Below are 18,737 nucleotides of genomic sequence, written 5' to 3' on the forward strand. Positions count from 1 at the left end.
CGTGACATTGCACTGCACTTGAACTTGCACTTGCACCAGTAGGAGATGCCTCTCATGGCCGCCCAGCGATCCAGTACCCCCGCCGCCGCTGCCCCCGCCCTGCCCGTCCTCGGCGGCAAGAAGAGCAGCTACCGGGAGCGGGTCGCCGACGCCCTGCGGGCCGCGCTGATCGCGGGCGAACTGCTCCCGGGGCAGGTGTACTCGGCGCCCGCGCTCGCCGCCCGCTTCGGTGTGTCGGCCACGCCCGTGCGCGAGGCCATGCTCGACCTCGCCAAGGAGGGCCTCATCGACACCGTCCCCAACAAGGGGTTCCGGGTCACCGCGGTCTCCGAGAAGCAGCTCGACGAGTACACCCACATCCGCGCGCTCGTCGAGATCCCGATCGTCGTGGAGCTGGCCTCGACCGCCGACCCGGTCTCCCTGGAGGCGCTGCGTCCCGCCGCCCGGGAGATCGTCCAGGCGGCGGTGTCCGGTGACCTCATCGCGTACGTCGAGGCCGACACCCGCTTCCACCTCGGCCTGCTCGCCCTCGCGGGCAACGCCCACCTGGTCGAGGTGGTCGGCGACCTCCGCAAGCGGTCGCGTCTGTACGGCCTCACCCCGCTGGTGAAGTCCGGCCGCCTGCTGGCCTCCGCCGAGGAGCACCTCGAACTCCTCGACGCGCTGATCGCCCGCGACGAGCGGGCGGTCCACGAGGTCATGACGCGGCACATCGGGCACGTCAGGGGCTTGTGGGCGGCGAAGCAGGGAAGCACGCCGTGATGTGAGGCCGACCTGAGTTGTGATGCGCCGTCAGGACTTGGCGCACTCCCGCCCGTTGAGGGAGAAGTCGTACGCCGGGGCGTTCCTGCTCTGCCAGGAGGCGAGGAAGCCGAAGGAGAGCGAACCGGCCGCGGGGACCGACTTGTTGTAGTCGGCGGCGCTCGCGGTGACCTTCGCGCCGCTCTGGGTGAAGTCCGCGTCCCACATCTGCGTCACCTTCTGGCCGTCCTTGAAGGACCAGGTGACCCGCCAGTCGCCGAGAGCCTGGGTGGTGGTGACGGTGACGGCGGCCTGGAAGCCGTCGGGCCACTGGTTGACGAGGGAGTACGCGACCCGGCAGGCCGGCGTGACGCTCTCGCTGGGCTCGGGTTCCTCGGCACCGGCGGAGGAGGTGCCCTGGGGTTCGGGGTCGGAGTTCTTCACACTCGTGGACTCCGACGGGTTTCCCGTGGGCGTCCTGGAGGTCCCCGCCGAGCCGGGCGCCCGCGAGGTGGCGGTGGGGACGGACCAGGTGGGGTTGGCCACCGGCTGGCCCTCGGCCGAGGTGCCGGGCCCCGCGGCGCCGTTCTTCATGTCGTCGCCCGGCATCATCGACACCGCGAGGGCGAGCAGGGAGACGAGGACAGCGGCGACGAGCAGCCCGTTGCGCACGGCCTTCGCCTTGTGCGCGCCGGGGTTCGGGGGCCCGCTCTCCAGCGCCAGGGGGCGTCCGGCGCCCAGGCGTACCTCGGCGGCCCGGCGGCGGCGCTCCAGATAGGCGAGTCCGCCCCAGCCGATCACCCCGCCCGCGAGGGCCGCGGGCAGGCCGCCGCCGTGCAGGCGAAGACAGGCGGCGGCCTCAGCGCACTGTCGGCATCGCGCGAGATGGCGGGAGAGGTCGGGCGGGGTCTCCCCGGAGGTGGAGCGGGTGACGGCATCCAGCAGCCGGGCGTAACTGCGGCACTGCGCGTCCATCGGCATGTCGAGGTGGTTGCGGTGGCTGCGGTCCCGGAACAGGCCGCGCACCTGGGCGAGTTCCTCGCCCACGGTGGCCGGGTCGAGGCCGAGCCGGCGGGCCACCGTGGGCAGCGGCAGCGCCTCCACCTCGGCCAGCCACAGCAGTTCGGCGTCCGCCGCCTGCAGATCGCGCAGTCCGCGCAGGGCGATGGGGCGCTGCAGCGGCGGGCCGGTGTAGCGGGCGGCCTTGTCGGAGTTGAGCCACAGCCGCAGGTCGGGGTCGAGGCGGTGGCCGAGGCCCTGGGTCTCCCAGTCCGCGGCGACGGTGCGAACTGCGGTGAGCAGCAGGGGTATGCGGGGCAGCCGGGCCGGACGGCGGCCGGCGCCACGCACGGCGGCCTCCGCCTCGCGGGCCTCGCGCATGCCGAGGGAGAACGCCTCCGTGGCCAGTTCGGTGGCGGCGGTGGAGCCGGCCGTGCACAGATCGGCGTACGACAGCACGGCATCCCAGCACTCGGAGAACAGCGCGGCCTCGGCGGCGTCCTGGGGGGTCGGCAGGTCGGGCATGGGTCTCCTGCATCGAAAGCGAAGTCAACTCGCCATACTGGCAAAGGAGTTGGGGGGAACCTCGCGGCAGGACAGGAGCCTTTCACGCCTCCCACACAACTGACAAGCACGCTATTCAAATCGGTTACCGAGGGTTCGGTCCACTCCCCCACGGCATTGTGCTGCGCGGAGTCGCGTCCTTGTGTACGGACCGGAAGCGGAAACGTATCAATCCCGCCACACAGGAATCAGCCGTAACGGAGAAACCCGGCCATCGTGGTCACCAAGCGGCGCCGGCCCAGAAGCGGGCCGGCGCCGTCGTCGCGCTGATCAGACCTCGGCCGGTTCCGGGGCCGCCGGAAGGCTGTCCATGAAGGAGCTCACCGAGAAGACGGCACGGCCGGGTCCGGGCGGGCCGTACCCGGGGGGCGAGGAGAGACCGAAGTCGTCCATGGTCTGGCGATACGCCTGGAGCAGCCGGATGTGGTACTCCAGCGGCGCACCATGCGGGTTGGCCTTGCCGAGCGGGGTCGTCGGCTCGGGGCACCAGGTGGTGAAGCGGGGCGTGATGCCGTGCGACATGAAGAACCGCAGGCCCTCGGTGGTGGAGGCGATGGCCTCGTCGACCGTCTTGAAGCCGAAGGGCTCCGCCATCTCGACGCCCGCGACGAAGTTGGGGATGACGTTGCGTGCCCCGAACACCTCCGCCGAGTCCAGGATGCGCTTGTGCCACACGTCGCGGCCGACGTACCGCTCCTTGCCCGGGCAGTACATCTTGAAGAGGTACTCGTCCCACACCTCGTAGTTGGGGTGGTAGATCTGCACGCCGTAGTCCTTGAAGCGCTGCACGTCGTCCTTGGGCAGTGCCTGCGCGACGACCTTGCCGATCCAGCGGCCCGGGAAGTGCTCCTCGATGGCCTTGGCGTACATGCCGTAGAAGTCGGCCTCGTCCCGGCCCTGGAGCTTCGAGGTGATCGCGCCGCCGGTGAGCGTGTAGGCGGTGGAGATCTTGTCGGTGTCGTACCGGTTGATGATCTCGAGCGCCTCCAGGACCTCGTCCACGTCCTTGACGCCCGTGTACGGCCGCCCGGCCGCCTTGTGCTGGCGCCAGTTGTGGTTGATGTCGCAGTACTGGCACTCCTCCTTGGCGCCGAAGTACTGGCACACCCGGAAGACGGTCAGATAGATCAGGTAGCCCCACTGGATGGTCGGGGCGACCTCCATGACGGACTTCCCGCTGGAGAGCTTGTGCCGGTAGTACTCCGGCATCGGCGGCACGCCCACGTCGGCGATCCGCTTGCCGTCGAGGTAGAGCCCGAGCATGCCGGAGTCGTCCGCCGCCACGCGGTAGGGCGAGGCGGGGTTGACCCGCACCGACGCCACCGTCCGCCTGAGGTCGTACGGCCCGCCGGTGAGGATGATCTCCTCCGGCGGCCGGCGGAGCGCGGCCTCGCCCAGCTCCGGCAGGGTCCCGTGGTCGAAGGAGAAGATGAAGTACGACTTCGGCTTCACCTCACCCGACTCGTTGTCGCTGAGGGCGGACGGGTCGAAGGCCACGCCACCTCGCAGCAGGTCCTCCTTGAAGACGGCTTCCCGTGGAACCTGCGGGAACCTCTCCATCAGATCCTCGACCAGCGCGGTACGGCTGCCCATCCCGTGTCTCCTCCCGGCTCAGACGTACGACCGACTCCTCACGGTATGCCCTCGCACCGGCATCACCCGTGCCGGGTCCCCTCACGGCGCGCGATGTGGGACGGTATGGGCGTTTCTGGAGGCAGAGACGGGTCGGGAACGGGCGCGCCCCACACCGAGGTGAGCGGAAGCACACCGGCCCACAGCCCCAGTTCGGCGTCGGGTCCGTCGCCGTCGTCGGGCGCGCCGGTGCGGATCTTGACGGAGGCCTCGTCGAGGCCGAGCGCGAGGAGGGTGGTGGCCGCGAGTTCCTTCCGGCTCGGCTGCCGGGCGTACGACCACTGTCCGGGGGTCGCGTGTTCGGTCAGCCGGCGCAGGCCCGCCAGCTTCTCGTCAGGGTCGGTCACCTTGCGGGCCTCACCGTGGATCATGGCGCTGCGGTAGTTGACGCCGTGCTCGAAGACGGACCGCGCGAGGACCAGCCCGTCGACGTGCGTGACCGTGACACAGACCGGCGTACCGCCGGCGAGACTGCGGCTGGCCACCGAGCCGTGCAGGTAGAGCTGCCGCTCGTCCCGCCCGTACACCGTGGGCACGACCAGCGGCCGCCCCTCGACCACCACACCCAGATGACAGACGAACCCGGCGTCGAGGACGGCATCCAGATCCGCCCGATCCAGGCTGCCCTGCTCACGCAGACGTCGGTGCCGGGTCAGCTCGGTCTGCGGGAGGGTGGCGGGGACGGGTTCAGGGCTCATGCCGAGGCAGGCTACCGAGGGGTCTGGCCCTGCACTCCAGCGCCTCGAACACCACCGGGTACGCCATGCCCTGCCCACGACACCCACTCGTCGCTGCCCTGCGCGCGCAGCCGCCAATGCCGTACCGGCCCGGGTCCACACACACCCACTCGTCGTCGCCCTACCCACACAGCCGACAACGCCGTAGCACCCCAGGCTCACACCCGGACAACCCACCGAGCCGTCAAGCGCCGTGCTCCAGCGCCTCGAGCAGCACCGGGTGCGCCACCGCTCCCCCCGACACCACCCGCTCCGCCTCCGCCACCACGGCCAGGCCCAGGCGTGCCAGTTCGTTGCCCTGGGATCCGGCCAGGTGCGGGGTGACGAAGGCGTTCGGCAGGTTGTGGAGGGGGGAGTCGGCGGGCAGGGGTTCGGGGTCGGTGACGTCCAGGATCGCGCTCAGGCGGCCGGTGCGGAGCTCGTCCACGAGGGCGTCCGTGTCGACCAGGGATCCCCGCGCGGTGTTGATCAGCACCCCGGCGTCCGGCATGAGGGCCAGTTCGCGGCGGCCGATCAGGTGCCGGGTCTCAGCGGTCTCCGGGGCGTGGACGCTGACGATCTCGCAGGTGCGCAGGAGGTCGTCCAGCGGCAGCAGCGGGACGCCCAGCTCCGCCGCCGCGCTCTCGTCGACGTACGGGTCGGTCAGGCTCACCGAGAGGTCGAACGGCCGCAGCAGCTCGATCACCTTCCGCCCGATCCTGGACGCCCCGATCACGCCGACCCGCCGCCCGTGGTTGCCGATGCCCGGCACGATCCCCCACCCGGCAGACGCCCCCTCGGTACGCACGCGCTCCCGGCGCACGAAGACGTCCTTGCCGGCGAGCAGGATCGCGGCGAGCGTGTACTCGGCGACGGGCACCGCGTTGGCCTCGGCCGCCGAGGAGACGGTGATCCCGCGCCGCCAGACCTCCGGGGTCGCGAACCCCTTGACCGAGCCGGCCGAGTGCAGGACGGCCCGGAGTTTCGGGGCCGCGTCGAGGACGGCCGCGTCCAGGCGCGGGCAGCCCCAGCCGGTCACGAGGATCTCCGTGCGGGCCAGGACGTCCGCCAGCGCCGGGTCGGTGAGGTCCTCGGCCACCAGCCCGGGATCGATGTCCACCCACTCCCGCAGCCGCGTCAGCACCTCGGGCGGGAAGACGAGCGGCACGTTCTCGGCGGTCATGGCGAACAGCGCCTGGGGTCGTTCGGGCAAGGTGGTGATCCTCCAGACTTACGGAAGGTTGCGGAAACCCTCGTAGAAAACGCTCTCTACGGTAGGCCCCGACAAATGAGAGGGTCAACGCATACGCACTCCCGGGAGGAACGACGGACATGTCGGAGACGATCACCAACTGGGCGGGGAACATCACCTACTCCGCCAAGGAACTGCACCGGCCCCACTCGCTCGACGAGGTCACCGCCCTGGTCGCGGACAGCGCGCGGGTGCGGGTGCTGGGCAGCGGGCACTCCTTCAACGAGATCGCCGAGCCGGGTCCGGAAGGCGTCCTGCTGTCGATCGCCGGCCTGCCGCCCATGATCGACGTGGACACCACGGCCCGTACGGTACGGGTCCCGGGCGGCGTCCGGTACGCCGAACTGGCCCGCGCGGTGGACGCCCACGACCTCGCGCTGCCCAACATGGCTTCGCTGCCACACATTTCCGTGGCCGGCTCGGTGGCGACCGGCACCCACGGCTCGGGCGTCGGCAACGGTCCGCTCGCCTCGGCCGTGCGCGAGGTGGAGCTGGTCACGGCGGACGGCTCCGTGCTGACCATCGGCCGGGACGACCCCCGCTTCGGCGGCACGGTCACCTCACTCGGCGCCCTCGGTGTCGTCACCGCACTCACCCTGGACCTCGTGCCGTCCTTCGACGTGGAGCAATACGTCTTCACCGAACTCCCGCTCACCGGGCTGGACTCGGCGGCCTTCGAGACGGTCATGTCGACGGGCTACAGCGTCAGCCTCTTCACCGACTGGCGCGCGCCGGGCTTCCGGCAAGTCTGGGTCAAACGGCGGACGGACCAGCCCCTTGCGGACTTCCCGTGGGCCGCGCCCGCCACCGAGAAGATGCACCCGGTGCCGGGGATGCCCGCGCTCAACTGCACCGAGCAGTTCGGGGTGCCGGGCCCCTGGCACGACCGACTGCCGCACTTCCGGGCCGAGTTCACGCCGAGCAGCGGAACGGAGCTCCAGTCGGAGTACCTGCTGCCGCGCGAGCGGGCCGTCGAGGCGCTGCACGCGGTGGACGGCAGCCGGGACGCGGTCGCCGGGGTGCTCCAGATCTGCGAGGTGCGGACCGTGGCCGCCGACGAGCAGTGGCTGAGCCCTTCCTGCGGCCGGGACACCGTGGCCCTGCACTTCACCTGGATCGAGGACACCGCGGCCGTCCTTCCGGTGGTGCGCCGGCTGGAGGAGGCACTGGACGCCTTCGACGCCCGGCCGCACTGGGGGAAGGTCTTCACCACGCCCGCGGACGTGCTGCGCGAGCGCTACCCGAGGCTCGGCGACTTCCGGAAGCTGGCGCACGAGCTGGATCCCGAGGGAAAATTCGCCAACGGGTTCGTCCGGGCCGTACTCGCCGACTGACCGTCGACCGGACTTTATAAAGCCCCTTTCCTAACCCCTTGTACAAAGTCCCCGGCAGCCCATAGCCTTGCGCCGCGCCGGTGCCACTGTCGTCCCGGCATGAGCGAAGGGATGGGGGCAGGCCCGGTGAAGCGCACATCACGCGACATCCGCACCGCGAACCGCTACGAGGTGTTGCGCCAGATCATCGCCGAGTCGCCCACGTCCCGGCAGGAGCTGGCGGCGGCCACCGGGCTGAGCCTGGCCACCGTCGCCACGCTCGTGGGCGAGCTGCTCGACCTCCGCATGATCACGGAGGTCGGGTTCGAGGAGTCGGCCGGCGGGCGCCCCCGGGGGCTCGTGGCCGTCAACGCGTCGGGGGGCGCGCTGATCGGCGTGGACATCGCCGAGACGTACGTCCACGTCGAGCTGTTCGACCTCGCGCTGAACGTCCTGGCCCGCGCCGAGGAGGACGTCCGCCCCGGCGAGAGCCTCCCCGAGCAGGTGGTCGGCCATGTCGCCGCCGCCGTCGGCTCGGTGGTCGCGCAGGCCGGGATCGAGGGTGCCCGGGTGCTCGGCGTGGGCGTGAGCGTGCCGGGGCAGGTGGACCGCGCCACCGGCATCTCGGAGTACGCCCCCAACTGGGACTGGCACGACGTGCCGCTGCTCGACCTGCTCTCCGAGTACATCGCCTACCCGCTCTACCTGGACAATCCGCTGCGTGCCGTCGCCGTGGCCGAGCTGTGGTTCGGGGCCGCGCGCGGCAGCGGGAACGCCGTGGTGGTGACCCTCGGGACCGGCGTGGGCGCCGGGCTCGTGCTGGGCGGCGCCCTGCATCGCGGTGTGTCCAACAGTGCGGGCGAGTGGGGCCACAACACGATCGTCCTGGACGGACGCCTGTGCCGCTGCGGCAACCACGGCTGTGTGGAGACGTACGTGGGCGCCCCCGGGATCATGCTGAACCTGCGGGAGCTGAGCCCCGACAGCGAGCTGCTGCACCCGGGCGACCAGACGGCGACGATCGCCGCGCTGGCCCGCGGGATGCTCACCGGGGACCCGGAGGCGGTCAAGGTCGTCCGGCACACCGCCCGCTATCTGGGCGCCTCCATCGCGCACCTGGTCAACCTGTTCAACCCCGAGGTGGTCGTGCTCAGCAGCTGGGTCGCGTCCGCCCTCGGCGAGCCCCTGGTCGAGGAGGTGCGCGAGGCCGTCGCCCGGCACGCGCTGCCCCGGCCGATGGCCGCCACCGAGATCGTCCTCTCCCCGATCCCGACGGACCCGGCATGCCTGGGCGCGGCGACGTTCGCGCTCGAAGGCGCGCTCCAGTCGGTCGGGCAGAGGTCGGCGACAAAGCGCACCACCCCTGCGAGAAGCAAGGCGCACGACCTCCGCTAGGAGCCGTACACCGCACCACCTTCATGACGACGGAAGGGATGCACGTGCCTCACCCCCACCACAAGAGATCGGCCCTGCTGACAGCCGCAGCCGCGTTCGCTGTCGCGGGACCCCTGATATCCGCCCCGCCCGCGTCGGCCGCCACCCCCACGGTGGCCGAAGTGTCCCCGCACGCAGCCCAGACCATCGACAACATCGGCGCCTCGGGCGCCTGGTGGGTCAACGACCTGAAGAACTTCGACCCGAAGGTCCGGGCCCGGGTGTCCAGGCTGCTGTTCTCCAAGGACGGCCTGGCACTGAGCAGTTACCGCTACAACATCGGCGGTGGCGGCACCGGCGTGACGTACGCGCCGCGCGCCCCCGAGGACTTCCTGAAGGCCGACGGCTCGTACGACTGGAGCAAGGACAAGGCGGGCCGTACGTTCCTGTACGCGGCCGCCAAGTACGGCGTGAAGGACCTGATCGCCTTCGTCAACAGCGCGCCCGCGCAGTGGAAGACCAACGCCAAGAGCTGCGGCGGCTATCTGAAGACGGAGAACACGCAGGACTACGCGGACTACGTCGCCGACGTCACCGCCCACTTCGCCAAGCAGGGCGTGAAGTTCGACTACATCAGTCCCTTCAACGAGCCCACCAACAGCTTCGGCGACTGCGGCCAGGAGGGCATGCTGGTGCCGGTCGACCAACGCGACGACATCGTGCGGGCGTTGGGTGCCGAGCAGCAGGCCCGGAAGCAGAAGACCGGCATCATCGCGGACGAGTCCAGCTCCACGGTGAGCTTCAACACCGAGGTCCCGCAGTGGATCTCGCAGCCGGGCACCGCCCAGTACGTCGACAAGCTCGCCCACCACACGTACAACAACCCGGGCGACGACCAGCGGGCGAAGATCTACGAGACGTCCAAGTCGGTCGGCAAGCAGTCCTGGTCCACGGAGATCTGCTGCTTCGGCAACGGGGGCACGGGCTGGGCCCAGGAGTACGACCCCACGATCGACGGTGGTCTGAACCTCTCCCGGATCATCTACAAGGACTTCGCGACCGCGCACGACTCGGCGTTCCAGTGGTGGGTCGCCCTGTCGGAGCAGATCGGCTCCGACCCCCTCGCGAAGAACAGCGAGGGCTGGAACGACGGTCTGATCTACTACGACCCGAACTACGCCGCCAACGGCAACCAGACCCTGTACTTCACCAAGCGCTACTACGCGCTCGGCCAGTACAGCAAGTTCGTCCGGCCGGGCGCGGTCGCCCACAACGTGACCGGCACACCGGACGGCGTCGAGGTGTCGACGTACGACGACCACGGCAAGTGGGTGGCAGTGGTCAACAACCACAACACCACCGACACCGCGGTGAAGCTGCACTTCAACAGCAAGGCGCCGGTGCGCGCGAGCAAGGCCGTGCGGACCTCGGCGACCGAGAGCTGGGCGAACGTCGCGAAGCCGTCGGTCAAGGGCGGCACGGCCTCGGCGACCCTGCCGGCCCGGTCCATCACGACGTACGTCCTCGACCAGAAGGGCCACGGCACGTCGGCGGTCACGGGCGCGCTGGCGGGCAAGCAGTCCGGCAAGTGCCTGACCGCGAACGCCTCGGGTGCGGCGATCAGCAGCTGCACGGGCGGGTCCGAGCAGGTGTGGTCGTACGACGCGAAGGGCCGTCTGAAGGGCGTGAACGGCTATCTGACCGCGGGGAGTTCGGGGCTCACGACGAGCCCGGAAGCGACCCGTGACGGCAGCCAGCAATGGCTGCTGAACTCCAACGGCCAAGTCGTCAGCGAGGCGTCCGGCACCTGCCTGGACGTCGGCGGACAGGCGACGGCCGAGGGCAGCAAGGTCGGCCTGTGGACCTGCAACGGCGGGACCAACCAGGCCTGGTTCAAGCAGTAACAGATCACCTCCGCAAGGGGGTTGCGGGCCGCTGGTGCGGCGGCCCGCAACCCCGGGGCGTCCGGTATCCCGAACGCCGCACAACGCTTCGTGCAGACTTCGTCCAACCCCTTGCCGAAGGCTTAGCCGAAGGTTAACGTCCCGCACCGCAGGTCCATTTGAGCCACCTGGCACTGAGCCGCAGAGCCATGGCACAGAGCCGCAGCCGTATTCGAGACAAGGACGTCAGCATGTCGGCAATGAGCAACACCAACTGGAACCGTCGAAGCGTTCTGCAGGCCGCGATGGGTCTGGCCGCCGCCGGGGGTCTGGCCGCGTGCGGCGGGAACAACGGCCGGGGCGGAAGCGGGGGTTCGGGCACTCAGCTCACCCAGATGTTCCACGCCTACGGCGAGGCGGGCACGGAGCAGGCGATCAAGCGTTACGCGGCCGCGTACAAGAAGGCCAACGTGACCACCAACTGGATCACCGGCAACACCTTCGAGGCCAAGCTCTTCTCGTCGCTGCTCACCAAGCAGGCGCCCGACGTCTTCGAGTTCCACCCGCAGATCCAGATGGTCAAGAGCGGTCAGGTCGCCGACCTGACCGACATCATCGACCCGGTCAAGGACGACTTCAACCCGGCCGACATCAAGTCGCACACGGTGGACGGGAAGATATACGGCATCCGCATGATCGACGACCCGCAGTTCTTCTTCTACCGCAAGTCGATGCTGGAGAAGGCCAAGGTCGACGTGCCGACCACCCTCGACGAGCTGCTCGAGGCGGCGGAGAAGCTCACCACCAACAAGGTCAAGGGCGTCTTCCTCGGCAACGACCTCACCCCGGCCATCAACCCGCTGCTGTGGTCGGCCGGTGCCGACACCCTCACCGCCGACAACAAGCCCGCCTTCCACACGGACGCCGTGGTCGCCGGCATGAAGCAGCTGCGCCAGCTGTTCACCAGCGGCAACCTGCTCCTGGACGCCCCGGCCGACTACTGGGACCCGTCCGCGATCAACCAGGGCCTGTGCGCCATCCAGTTCTGTGGCATGTGGGCGATGCCCGCCATGCAGAAGGCGCTCGGCGACGACCTCGGCGTCTTCCCCTTCCCCAAGGTCGGGGACAACGGCAAGCAGTCGGTCTACAACGGCGGCTGGTCGATGTTCGTCAACGCCAAGGGCAAGAACGTCGACGCGGCCAAGGAATACGTCAAGTGGCTGTGGATCGACCAGAAGCAGTACCAGGAGGACTGGGCCACCTCGTACGGCTTCCACATCCCGCCGCGCACCTCCATCGCGCAGTCCGCCACCAAGCTCAAGTCGGGCCTGCCGGCCGAGGGGGTCAAGCTCTTCAACGAGTTCGGGCACTTCGACAACATCGGCTGGACCCAGTCCATGATCACCGCCCTGACCGACGCGTTCACCAACAGCGTCCGTAAGAACGGCGACCCGAACGCCACGCTCGCCACCGCGGAGAAGAAGGTCAACGCCGAGCTCAAGAAGCTCTTCGGTTAGGCCGACGGAGAAACCACGACATGTCGACCACCACCACGCGCGGGGTCGCCCAGCCCGCCCCGGCCAAGGCCTCACCGGCCCGGCCGCGGCGGGCCCTACGGGGCAACCCGACCTTCAACTTCTGGCTCTTCACCGGGCCGTTCCTCGTCGGCCTGGCGATCTTCGTCTTCGTGCCGATCGTCTGGAGCATCTGGCTCAGCTTCTTCGACGCACGCTTCACCGTGACGCCGAGCAAGTTCATCGGCTTCGACAACTACAAGAGCATGCTGACGAACGCCAACTTCACCGGTTCCCTGGTGACGTTCACGGTGTTCGCGGCGCTCATCGTGCCCCTCACCTGGGCCCTGTCCCTGGGCCTGGCCCTGCTGGTGCACCGGCTGCGCTTCATGCGGGCGTTCTTCCGGTCGGTGTTCTTCCTGCCCACCGCGGTCAGCTACGTCGCCGCCGCGCTGATCTGGAAGATGTCCATCTTCACCGGGGTCCGCTTCGGCCTGATGAACACGGTGCTCGGCTGGTTCGGCGTCGAGAACATCGCCTATCTGTCCGACCCGAACCCGCCCTGGTACTGGCTGGTCATCGTGACCGTACGGATGTGGCTGCAGGCCGGCTTCTACATGATCCTGTTCCTGGCCGCGCTGCAGAACATCCCGGCGGAGCTGTACGAGGCGGCCGCGATCGACGGCGCCAAGCCCGGCTGGCAGACCTTCCGGTACATCACGCTGCCCCAGCTGCGTGCCACGTCCACCGCGGTGATCCTGCTCCTGCTCGTCGCCGCCTACCAGGCGTTCGACGAGTTCTTCAACATCATCTCGATCAAGGCGACCTGGGGTCAGACCCCGCTCATGGTCCTGTACAAGACAGCCCTGGGCGACAACCAGGACTACGGCGCCGGTAGCGCGGGCGCCGTCATCCTCACGGTGCTGATCTGCGCCGTCACGCTCCTCCAGGGCAAGTTCATGGGCTTCGGAAGGGGGGAGGACTCCAAGTGACCACCACCGCACCTCAGGTGGGCAAGGAGAGCCGCAAGAAGCGCGGCGCCGTCCTCGGCAACACGGGCCTGTACATCGCCGTCAGCGTCGCCGCCCTGCTCTTCCTGCTCCCCTTCTACCTGATCCTCCGCAACTCCCTCTCCACGGACCCGGAGATCACGGGCGAGAACTGGAAGCTGCTCCCCTCCTTCCAGTGGGGCAACATCAGCGAGCTGTTCGACGACCCGACGGTCGACTTCGCCAGGTCCATGTGGAACTCGACGGTGATCGCCGTCTCCATGACCGTCGGCACGCTGCTGATCTGCTCCCTGGCCGGCTACGGCCTCGCACGCATCCCCTACAAGCACGCCAACAAGGTCTTCTACGCCGTCCTCGCGACCCTGATGGTCCCCACCGCCGTCACCTTCGTGCCCAGCTTCGTGCTGGTCTCGTCCCTCGGCTGGATCGACACCTACCGCGGTCTGATCATCCCGGGCCTGTTCAGCGGTTTCACCTGCTTCCTGTTCCGGCAGTACTTCCTCGGGTTCCCGAAGGAGCTGGAGGAGGCGGCACGCGTGGACGGGCTCGGTTACTGGGGCGCATACTGGCGCATTGTCGTACCCAACTCGCTGAACTTCTTCGCGGCGATGGCCACGATCACGTTCATCAGCGGCTGGAACGCCTTCCTGTGGCCGTTGGTCATCGGCCAGGACCCGAGCTCCTGGACCGTCCAGGTCGCACTGTCCTCCTTCATGACCAACCAGACCGTCAATTTCCACCTGATCTTCATGGCCACCGCCATTTCCATCCTGCCCCTGCTGTTCGTGTTCCTCTTCCTCCAGCGCTGGCTGGTCCAGGGAATCGCGCAGACCGGCATCAAGGGCTGACACCTTCTCTCAGGACCTGGAGACCGATGTCCTTCCGCACCACCAGCAGCGCTTTCGACTACGTCGAGGACGTCTCACCCGGCAGCGGGGCCCTCCCGCCCCGCGCCTGGTACGCCTCCTCCGACGCGAAGGCCCTCTCCCTCGACGGCGCCTGGCGCTTCAGGCTCTCGGCGACCGCCGACGCCGAGGACGACTCCTTCGCCGAGGAGGGATACGACGCCGACGGCTGGACCGAGGTCACGGTCCCCGGGCACTGGGTCCTCCAGGGGGACGGGGCCTTCGGGCTGCCCATCTACACCAACCATCTCTACCCCTTCCCGGTGGACCCGCCGCACGTCCCCACCGAGAACCCGACCGGCGACCACCTGCGCGTCTTCGATCTCCCCGAGGACTGGCCCTCGGACGGCGGCGCGGTCATCCGGTTCGACGGTGTCGAGTCCTGCGCCCGCGTCTGGCTCAACGGCACGGACATCGGCGAGTTCAAGGGCTCCCGCCTCGCGCACGAGTTCGCCGTGGGCCATCTGCTGAAGCCGAAAGGCAACGTCCTCGCGGTCCGGGTGCACCAGTGGTCGGCCGGGTCCTATCTGGAGGACCAGGACCAGTGGTGGCTGCCGGGCATCTTCCGTGAGGTGACCCTGCTGCACCGCCCGGCGGGCGCCGTCCTGGACTTCTTCGTGCACGCCTCCTACGACCACCTCACGGGCGAGGGCACGCTGCGTGTCGACTCCGACGTCGACGGGCGGGTGCTCGTGCCCGCCCTGGACATCGATGTCGCCACCGGTGAGTCCGCCACCACCCTGGTGGCACCGTGGAGCGCCGAGAGCCCCCGGCTCTACGACGGCGAGCTGGTCACCGAGGGCGAGCGGGTCCCGCTGCGCATCGGCTTCCGTACGGTCGTCCTCGAGGACGGTCTGATCAAGGTCAACGGCAAGGCGGTCCTGTTCAAGGGCGTCAACCGGCACGAGTGGCACCCCGAGAAGGGCCGCACCCTCGATCTGGAGACCATGCGCGAGGACGTGCTGCTGATGAAGCGGCACAACATCAACGCCGTGCGCACCTCGCACTACCCGCCGCACCCGGCCTTCCTGGACCTGTGCGACGAGTACGGCCTGTGGGTCATCGACGAGTGCGACCTGGAGACCCACGGTTTCACCGAGCAGGAGTGGCGGGACAACCCCGTCGACGACGACCGCTGGACCCCGGCCCTCCTTGACCGCGCGGCCCGCATGGTCGAGCGGGACAAGAACCACCCCTCGATCGTCTTCTGGTCGCTGGGCAACGAGGCCGGCACCGGCCGCGGCCTGACCGCGATGGCCGAGTGGATCCACGGCCGGGACTCCTCGCGCCTGGTGCACTACGAGGGCGACTGGAACTGCCGGGACACCGACGTGTACTCGCGCATGTACGCGAACCACGCCGAGGTCGAGCAGATCGGCAAGGAGCTCGACGGCGGCACCCACAAGCGCCGCGAGCTGCCGTTCATCCAGTGCGAGTACGCCCACGCCATGGGCAACGGCCCCGGCGGCCTCGCCGACTACCAGGAGCTCTTCGAGACGTACGACCGTCTCCAGGGCGGCTTCATCTGGGAGTGGATCGACCACGGCGTCAAGCACGCCGAGCTCGGTTACGCCTACGGCGGCGACTTCGGCGAGGAGCTGCACGACGGCAACTTCGTCTGCGACGGCCTGATCTTCCCGGACCGCACGCCCTCCCCCGGCCTGATCGAGTACAAGAAGGTCATCGAGCCGGTCCGCATCGACGGCGCCGACGGCACCGTACGGGTCACCAACAAGTACGACTTCGCCGACCTGTCCGAGCTCGCCTTCGAGTGGTCGTACCAGGTGGACGGCGAGACGGTCGAGGCCGGCACGCTGTCGGTGCCGGAGCTCGCACCCGGCGAGTCGGCTGACCTCAAGCTGCCGGAGCCGCCCACCCACGAAGGTGCCGAGGCGCAGTGGACGGTGCGGGCGCTGCTCGCGTCCGACACGGTCTGGGCGCCGAAGGCCCACGTCGTCGCGTGGGGCCAGTTCCCGGCGACCGCGCCCGTACGGCCCTCCGTCGCGGCCGGCGATCGACCGGTGCGCGGCGAGAAGCTGATCACCCTGGGCCCGGCGTCCTTCGACGGCCGCACCGGCGCGCTCAAGGCGATCGGCGGGGTTGCCGTCGAGAGCCCGCGGCTGGACGTGTGGCGGGCGACGACCGACAACGACGAGGGCACGGAGTGGGCCACCGGCATCCGCTACAGCACGCTGTGGCGGACCCTGGGCCTGCACCGGATGCAGCACCGGCTCGACTCGGTGGAGCTGGGCGAGGACGCGCTGACGGTCCGCACCCGGGTGGCGCCCGCGGCCCGTGAGGTGGGCCTGGGTGTGGTCTACCGCTGGACGTCCGACGGCGACCGGCTGCGGCTGACCGTGTCCGTGGCCCCGGACGGCGAGTGGACGGTGCCGCTGCCCCGGCTCGGCGTCCGGCTCGGACTCCCCGAGGCCGACCAGGTGAAGTGGTTCGGCGGCGGTCCCGGCGAGGCCTACCCGGACACCCGGAAGGCCTCGGTGGTCGGCCGCTGGGACTCGACGGTGGACGCGCTGCAGACGCCGTATCTGCGCCCGCAGGAGAACGGCGCCCGCGCCGACGTCCGCTGGGTGGAGCTCGGCGGGCTGCGGATCGAGGGCGACCCGGAGTTCTCCTTCACGGCCCGGCGCTGGACGACCGAGCAGCTGGACGCGGCGGCGCATCTGACGGACCTGAGGGCCGGTGACACGGTGTGGGTGAACCTCGACCACGGCCATCACGGCATCGGGACCGCGTCCTGCGGTCCGGGCCCGCTCCCGCAGTACCACCTGCGGGCCGAGCCGACGGAGTTCTCGTTCGTCTTCTCGGTGCTCTCCCGGTGATCTCCCGGTGAACCTGCCAGTGACCTGCCGGTGATCGATTAGTCCAATTCACCGGTGGATTAATCCATTGCCAGTGCGATCGGGATTCTGCGACGGTCATGGTGTACCCGCGGCCGGTCGGCCCTCCAAGCCGACCGGCCGCAACTCTTGTTCCCAACAAGGGAGTTCACAGCGTGCCCGGAAGCATCGAGGTTCGCGGCCTGTCCCGCACCTTCCACACCACCGTCCGCCGCCCCGGCCTCGCCGGCACCCTTCGCTCCCTGGTCAACCCGGAGCGGGTCGCCAAGCACGCCGTCTCGGACATCACCTTCGACGTGGCGCCCGGCGAACTCCTCGCCCTGCTCGGCCCGAACGGCGCCGGCAAGTCCACCACCATCAAGATGCTCACCGGCATCCTCACGCCCACCTCCGGCGAGGCCCGGGTGGCGGGCGTGGTGCCGTACGAGGATCGCGAACGCAACGCCCGTAACATCGGCGCGGTGTTCGGGCAGCGCACCCAGCTGTGGTGGGACCTGCCTGTGCGCGAGTCCTTCTCGATCCTCCGGGACATCTACGAGGTTCCCAAGGCCGAACACGCGGCGCGTCTCGCGGAGTTCGACAACATCCTGGAACTCTCCACGTTCTGGGACACCCGCGTCCGCCATCTCTCCCTGGGCCAACGCGTGCGCTGCGACCTCGCGGCCGCGCTGCTGCACGATCCACCGGTCGTCTTCCTCGACGAGCCGACCATCGGCATGGACGTGGTGGTCAAGGAGCAGGTGCGGGAGTTCCTGCGCCACCAGGTCGAGGAGCGTGGCCGTACGGTCCTGCTGACCACCCACGACATGACCGAGGTGGAGCGGCTCGCCGAGCGGGTCGTCCTCATCAACCACGGCAGGCTCGTCCTCGACGGCTCGCTCGACGAGATCCGCCGCAGGTTCGGCTCCACCTGGCAGGTCCGCGCGACCCTCGCCGACGCGCACACGGACGTCGTGCCGCTGCCCGGGATCGCGGTGCTGAGCAAGGACGGCCCGCAGGTCGTGTTCGGCCCCGAGAGCCCCGACGGGCCGGACTCCCCCACCGTGCACCAGGCGCTGAAGGCGGTCATCGAGCGCTACGAGGTGACGGGCGTCGCCATCGACGAGGCCGACCTCGAAGACGTGATGCGGGCGGCCTACGTCCACGCGGAACCCGCGACCGAGGCGGTCTGACATGGCCGTCCTGCACGCCTGGCGCGCCGCCCGGGTCACCCCGCTCGGCGAGCTGCACGCGCCGCCCCGGATGACGGCCGTCCTGGTCCGGCTGGCCGTCCAGGTGGTCCTGGTGGCCTCCCTGTGGCAGGGCCTCTACTCGCACACCGGCACCACCGCGGGCCTCACCGAGGGGCAGGCCGTCACGTACGCCGTGCTGGCCGTACTCGCCTCCCGGCTCAGGGAGTTGGACCAGTACGCGGGCCGGGACACCGTGCTCCAGCACATGCACTTCGGCACGATCGTCTACTGGTATCTGCGCCCGCTGCCGCCCCAGCGCTACCACGCCCTGCGCGCCCTCGGCGAGCAGTTGTACGGCTTCGCGTGGGCGCTCGGCGGCTACCTCGTCTGCCTGGCGGCCGGGGTGGTGGATCCGCCCGGGTCGGCCGCGGTGGCAGGGGTGTTCGCGCTGAGCCTGCTCCTGGGCCAGTGCGTCCTGTACCACGTGATGCTGTTGCTGGACCAGTTGTGCTTCTGGACGGTCCGCAACAACGCGGCGATGCTGATCCTGATCTTCGCGCAGAATCTGCTGTCCGGGGTGTACGCGCCGCTGTGGTTCTTCCCGGACTGGTTCATCACGCTGAGCGGATTCCTGCCGTTCCAGGCCACGTTGAGCGTGCCGCTGTCGATCTACATCGGCCGCATCCCCCTGTCGGACGCCTTCGAGCAGCTGGTGATCCAGGCCTTCTGGGTCGTGGCGCTCACCCTGTTCACCCGTTTCCTGTGGCGGCGGGCCGCCCGCCGCGTCATGTCCCAAGGAGGCTGAGG

General features: G+C 69.5%; 14 protein-coding genes. 10 read left to right on the top strand and 4 right to left on the bottom strand.

Annotated features, from left to right (window positions below; translation table 11 throughout):
• Window positions 1-54 precede the first annotated feature (54 nt).
• Window positions 55-762: a GntR family transcriptional regulator gene (locus ACGFWE_RS08675; RefSeq protein WP_352381739.1), complete on the top strand. Its 708-nt coding sequence runs from the start codon at window positions 55-57 to the stop codon at window positions 760-762.
• Between the two features lie 30 nt (window positions 763-792).
• On the opposite strand, the gene ACGFWE_RS08680 is transcribed toward ACGFWE_RS08675, so the two are convergent.
• The 4 genes from ACGFWE_RS08680 to ACGFWE_RS08695 form a co-directional block, all read right to left on the bottom strand.
• Entirely contained in the window at window positions 793-2,265 is a 1,473-nt protein-coding gene (locus tag ACGFWE_RS08680; RefSeq protein ID WP_393598784.1) for a cellulose binding domain-containing protein, read from the bottom strand.
• A gap of 309 nt (window positions 2,266-2,574) precedes the next feature.
• A complete protein-coding gene (locus tag ACGFWE_RS08685; protein WP_393598786.1) occupies window positions 2,575-3,897 on the bottom strand; it encodes a radical SAM protein in 1,323 nt (440 codons plus the stop codon).
• A gap of 62 nt (window positions 3,898-3,959) precedes the next feature.
• Entirely contained in the window at window positions 3,960-4,634 is a 675-nt protein-coding gene (locus tag ACGFWE_RS08690; protein ID WP_352381744.1) for a pyridoxamine 5'-phosphate oxidase family protein, read from the bottom strand.
• Between the two features lie 223 nt (window positions 4,635-4,857).
• Window positions 4,858-5,865: a hydroxyacid dehydrogenase gene (locus ACGFWE_RS08695; RefSeq protein ID WP_352381746.1), complete on the bottom strand. Its 1,008-nt coding sequence runs from the start codon at window positions 5,863-5,865 to the stop codon at window positions 4,858-4,860.
• Window positions 5,866-5,984: 119 nt separating this feature from the next.
• Between ACGFWE_RS08695 and ACGFWE_RS08700 the strand changes: the two genes are divergently transcribed.
• From ACGFWE_RS08700 to ACGFWE_RS08740, 9 genes are all read left to right on the top strand, one after another.
• Complete coding sequence (locus ACGFWE_RS08700) at window positions 5,985-7,238, top strand: FAD-binding protein (protein WP_393598788.1); 1,254 nt, start codon at window positions 5,985-5,987, stop codon at window positions 7,236-7,238.
• Window positions 7,239-7,364: 126 nt separating this feature from the next.
• The gene (locus ACGFWE_RS08705) at window positions 7,365-8,612 is read left to right on the top strand and encodes an ROK family transcriptional regulator (RefSeq protein WP_393598790.1); all 1,248 of its coding nucleotides are present in this window, start codon (window positions 7,365-7,367) and stop codon (window positions 8,610-8,612) included.
• Between the two features lie 38 nt (window positions 8,613-8,650).
• Entirely contained in the window at window positions 8,651-10,495 is a 1,845-nt protein-coding gene (locus ACGFWE_RS08710) for a glycoside hydrolase (protein WP_393598792.1), read from the top strand.
• 230 nt (window positions 10,496-10,725) lie between these two features.
• Window positions 10,726-11,991 carry an ABC transporter substrate-binding protein gene (locus tag ACGFWE_RS08715; protein ID WP_393598794.1) on the top strand — a complete coding sequence of 422 codons (1,266 nt, stop codon included), beginning with the start codon at window positions 10,726-10,728 and terminating at the stop codon, window positions 11,989-11,991.
• Between the two features lie 20 nt (window positions 11,992-12,011).
• Window positions 12,012-12,980 (top strand): carbohydrate ABC transporter permease, encoded by a 969-nt coding sequence (locus tag ACGFWE_RS08720; protein ID WP_393598796.1) that lies wholly within the window; start codon window positions 12,012-12,014, stop codon window positions 12,978-12,980.
• Complete coding sequence (locus ACGFWE_RS08725; RefSeq protein WP_037721972.1) at window positions 12,977-13,846, top strand: carbohydrate ABC transporter permease; 870 nt, start codon at window positions 12,977-12,979, stop codon at window positions 13,844-13,846. Before ACGFWE_RS08720 ends, ACGFWE_RS08725 begins: the two co-directional genes overlap by 4 nt.
• A gap of 26 nt (window positions 13,847-13,872) precedes the next feature.
• The gene (locus ACGFWE_RS08730) at window positions 13,873-16,740 is read left to right on the top strand and encodes a glycoside hydrolase family 2 TIM barrel-domain containing protein (protein WP_393598798.1); all 2,868 of its coding nucleotides are present in this window, start codon (window positions 13,873-13,875) and stop codon (window positions 16,738-16,740) included.
• A 173-nt stretch (window positions 16,741-16,913) separates the two neighbouring features.
• Window positions 16,914-17,930 carry an ATP-binding cassette domain-containing protein gene (locus ACGFWE_RS08735; protein ID WP_352381759.1) on the top strand — a complete coding sequence of 339 codons (1,017 nt, stop codon included), beginning with the start codon at window positions 16,914-16,916 and terminating at the stop codon, window positions 17,928-17,930.
• Window position 17,931: 1 nt separating this feature from the next.
• Window positions 17,932-18,735 (top strand): ABC transporter permease, encoded by an 804-nt coding sequence (locus ACGFWE_RS08740; protein WP_393598800.1) that lies wholly within the window; start codon window positions 17,932-17,934, stop codon window positions 18,733-18,735.
• The last annotated feature ends 2 nt before the right edge of the window (window positions 18,736-18,737 follow it).

It is taken from the genome of Streptomyces sp. NPDC048523 (assembly GCF_043199815.1).
Lineage (GTDB): Bacteria > Actinomycetota > Actinomycetes > Streptomycetales > Streptomycetaceae > Streptomyces.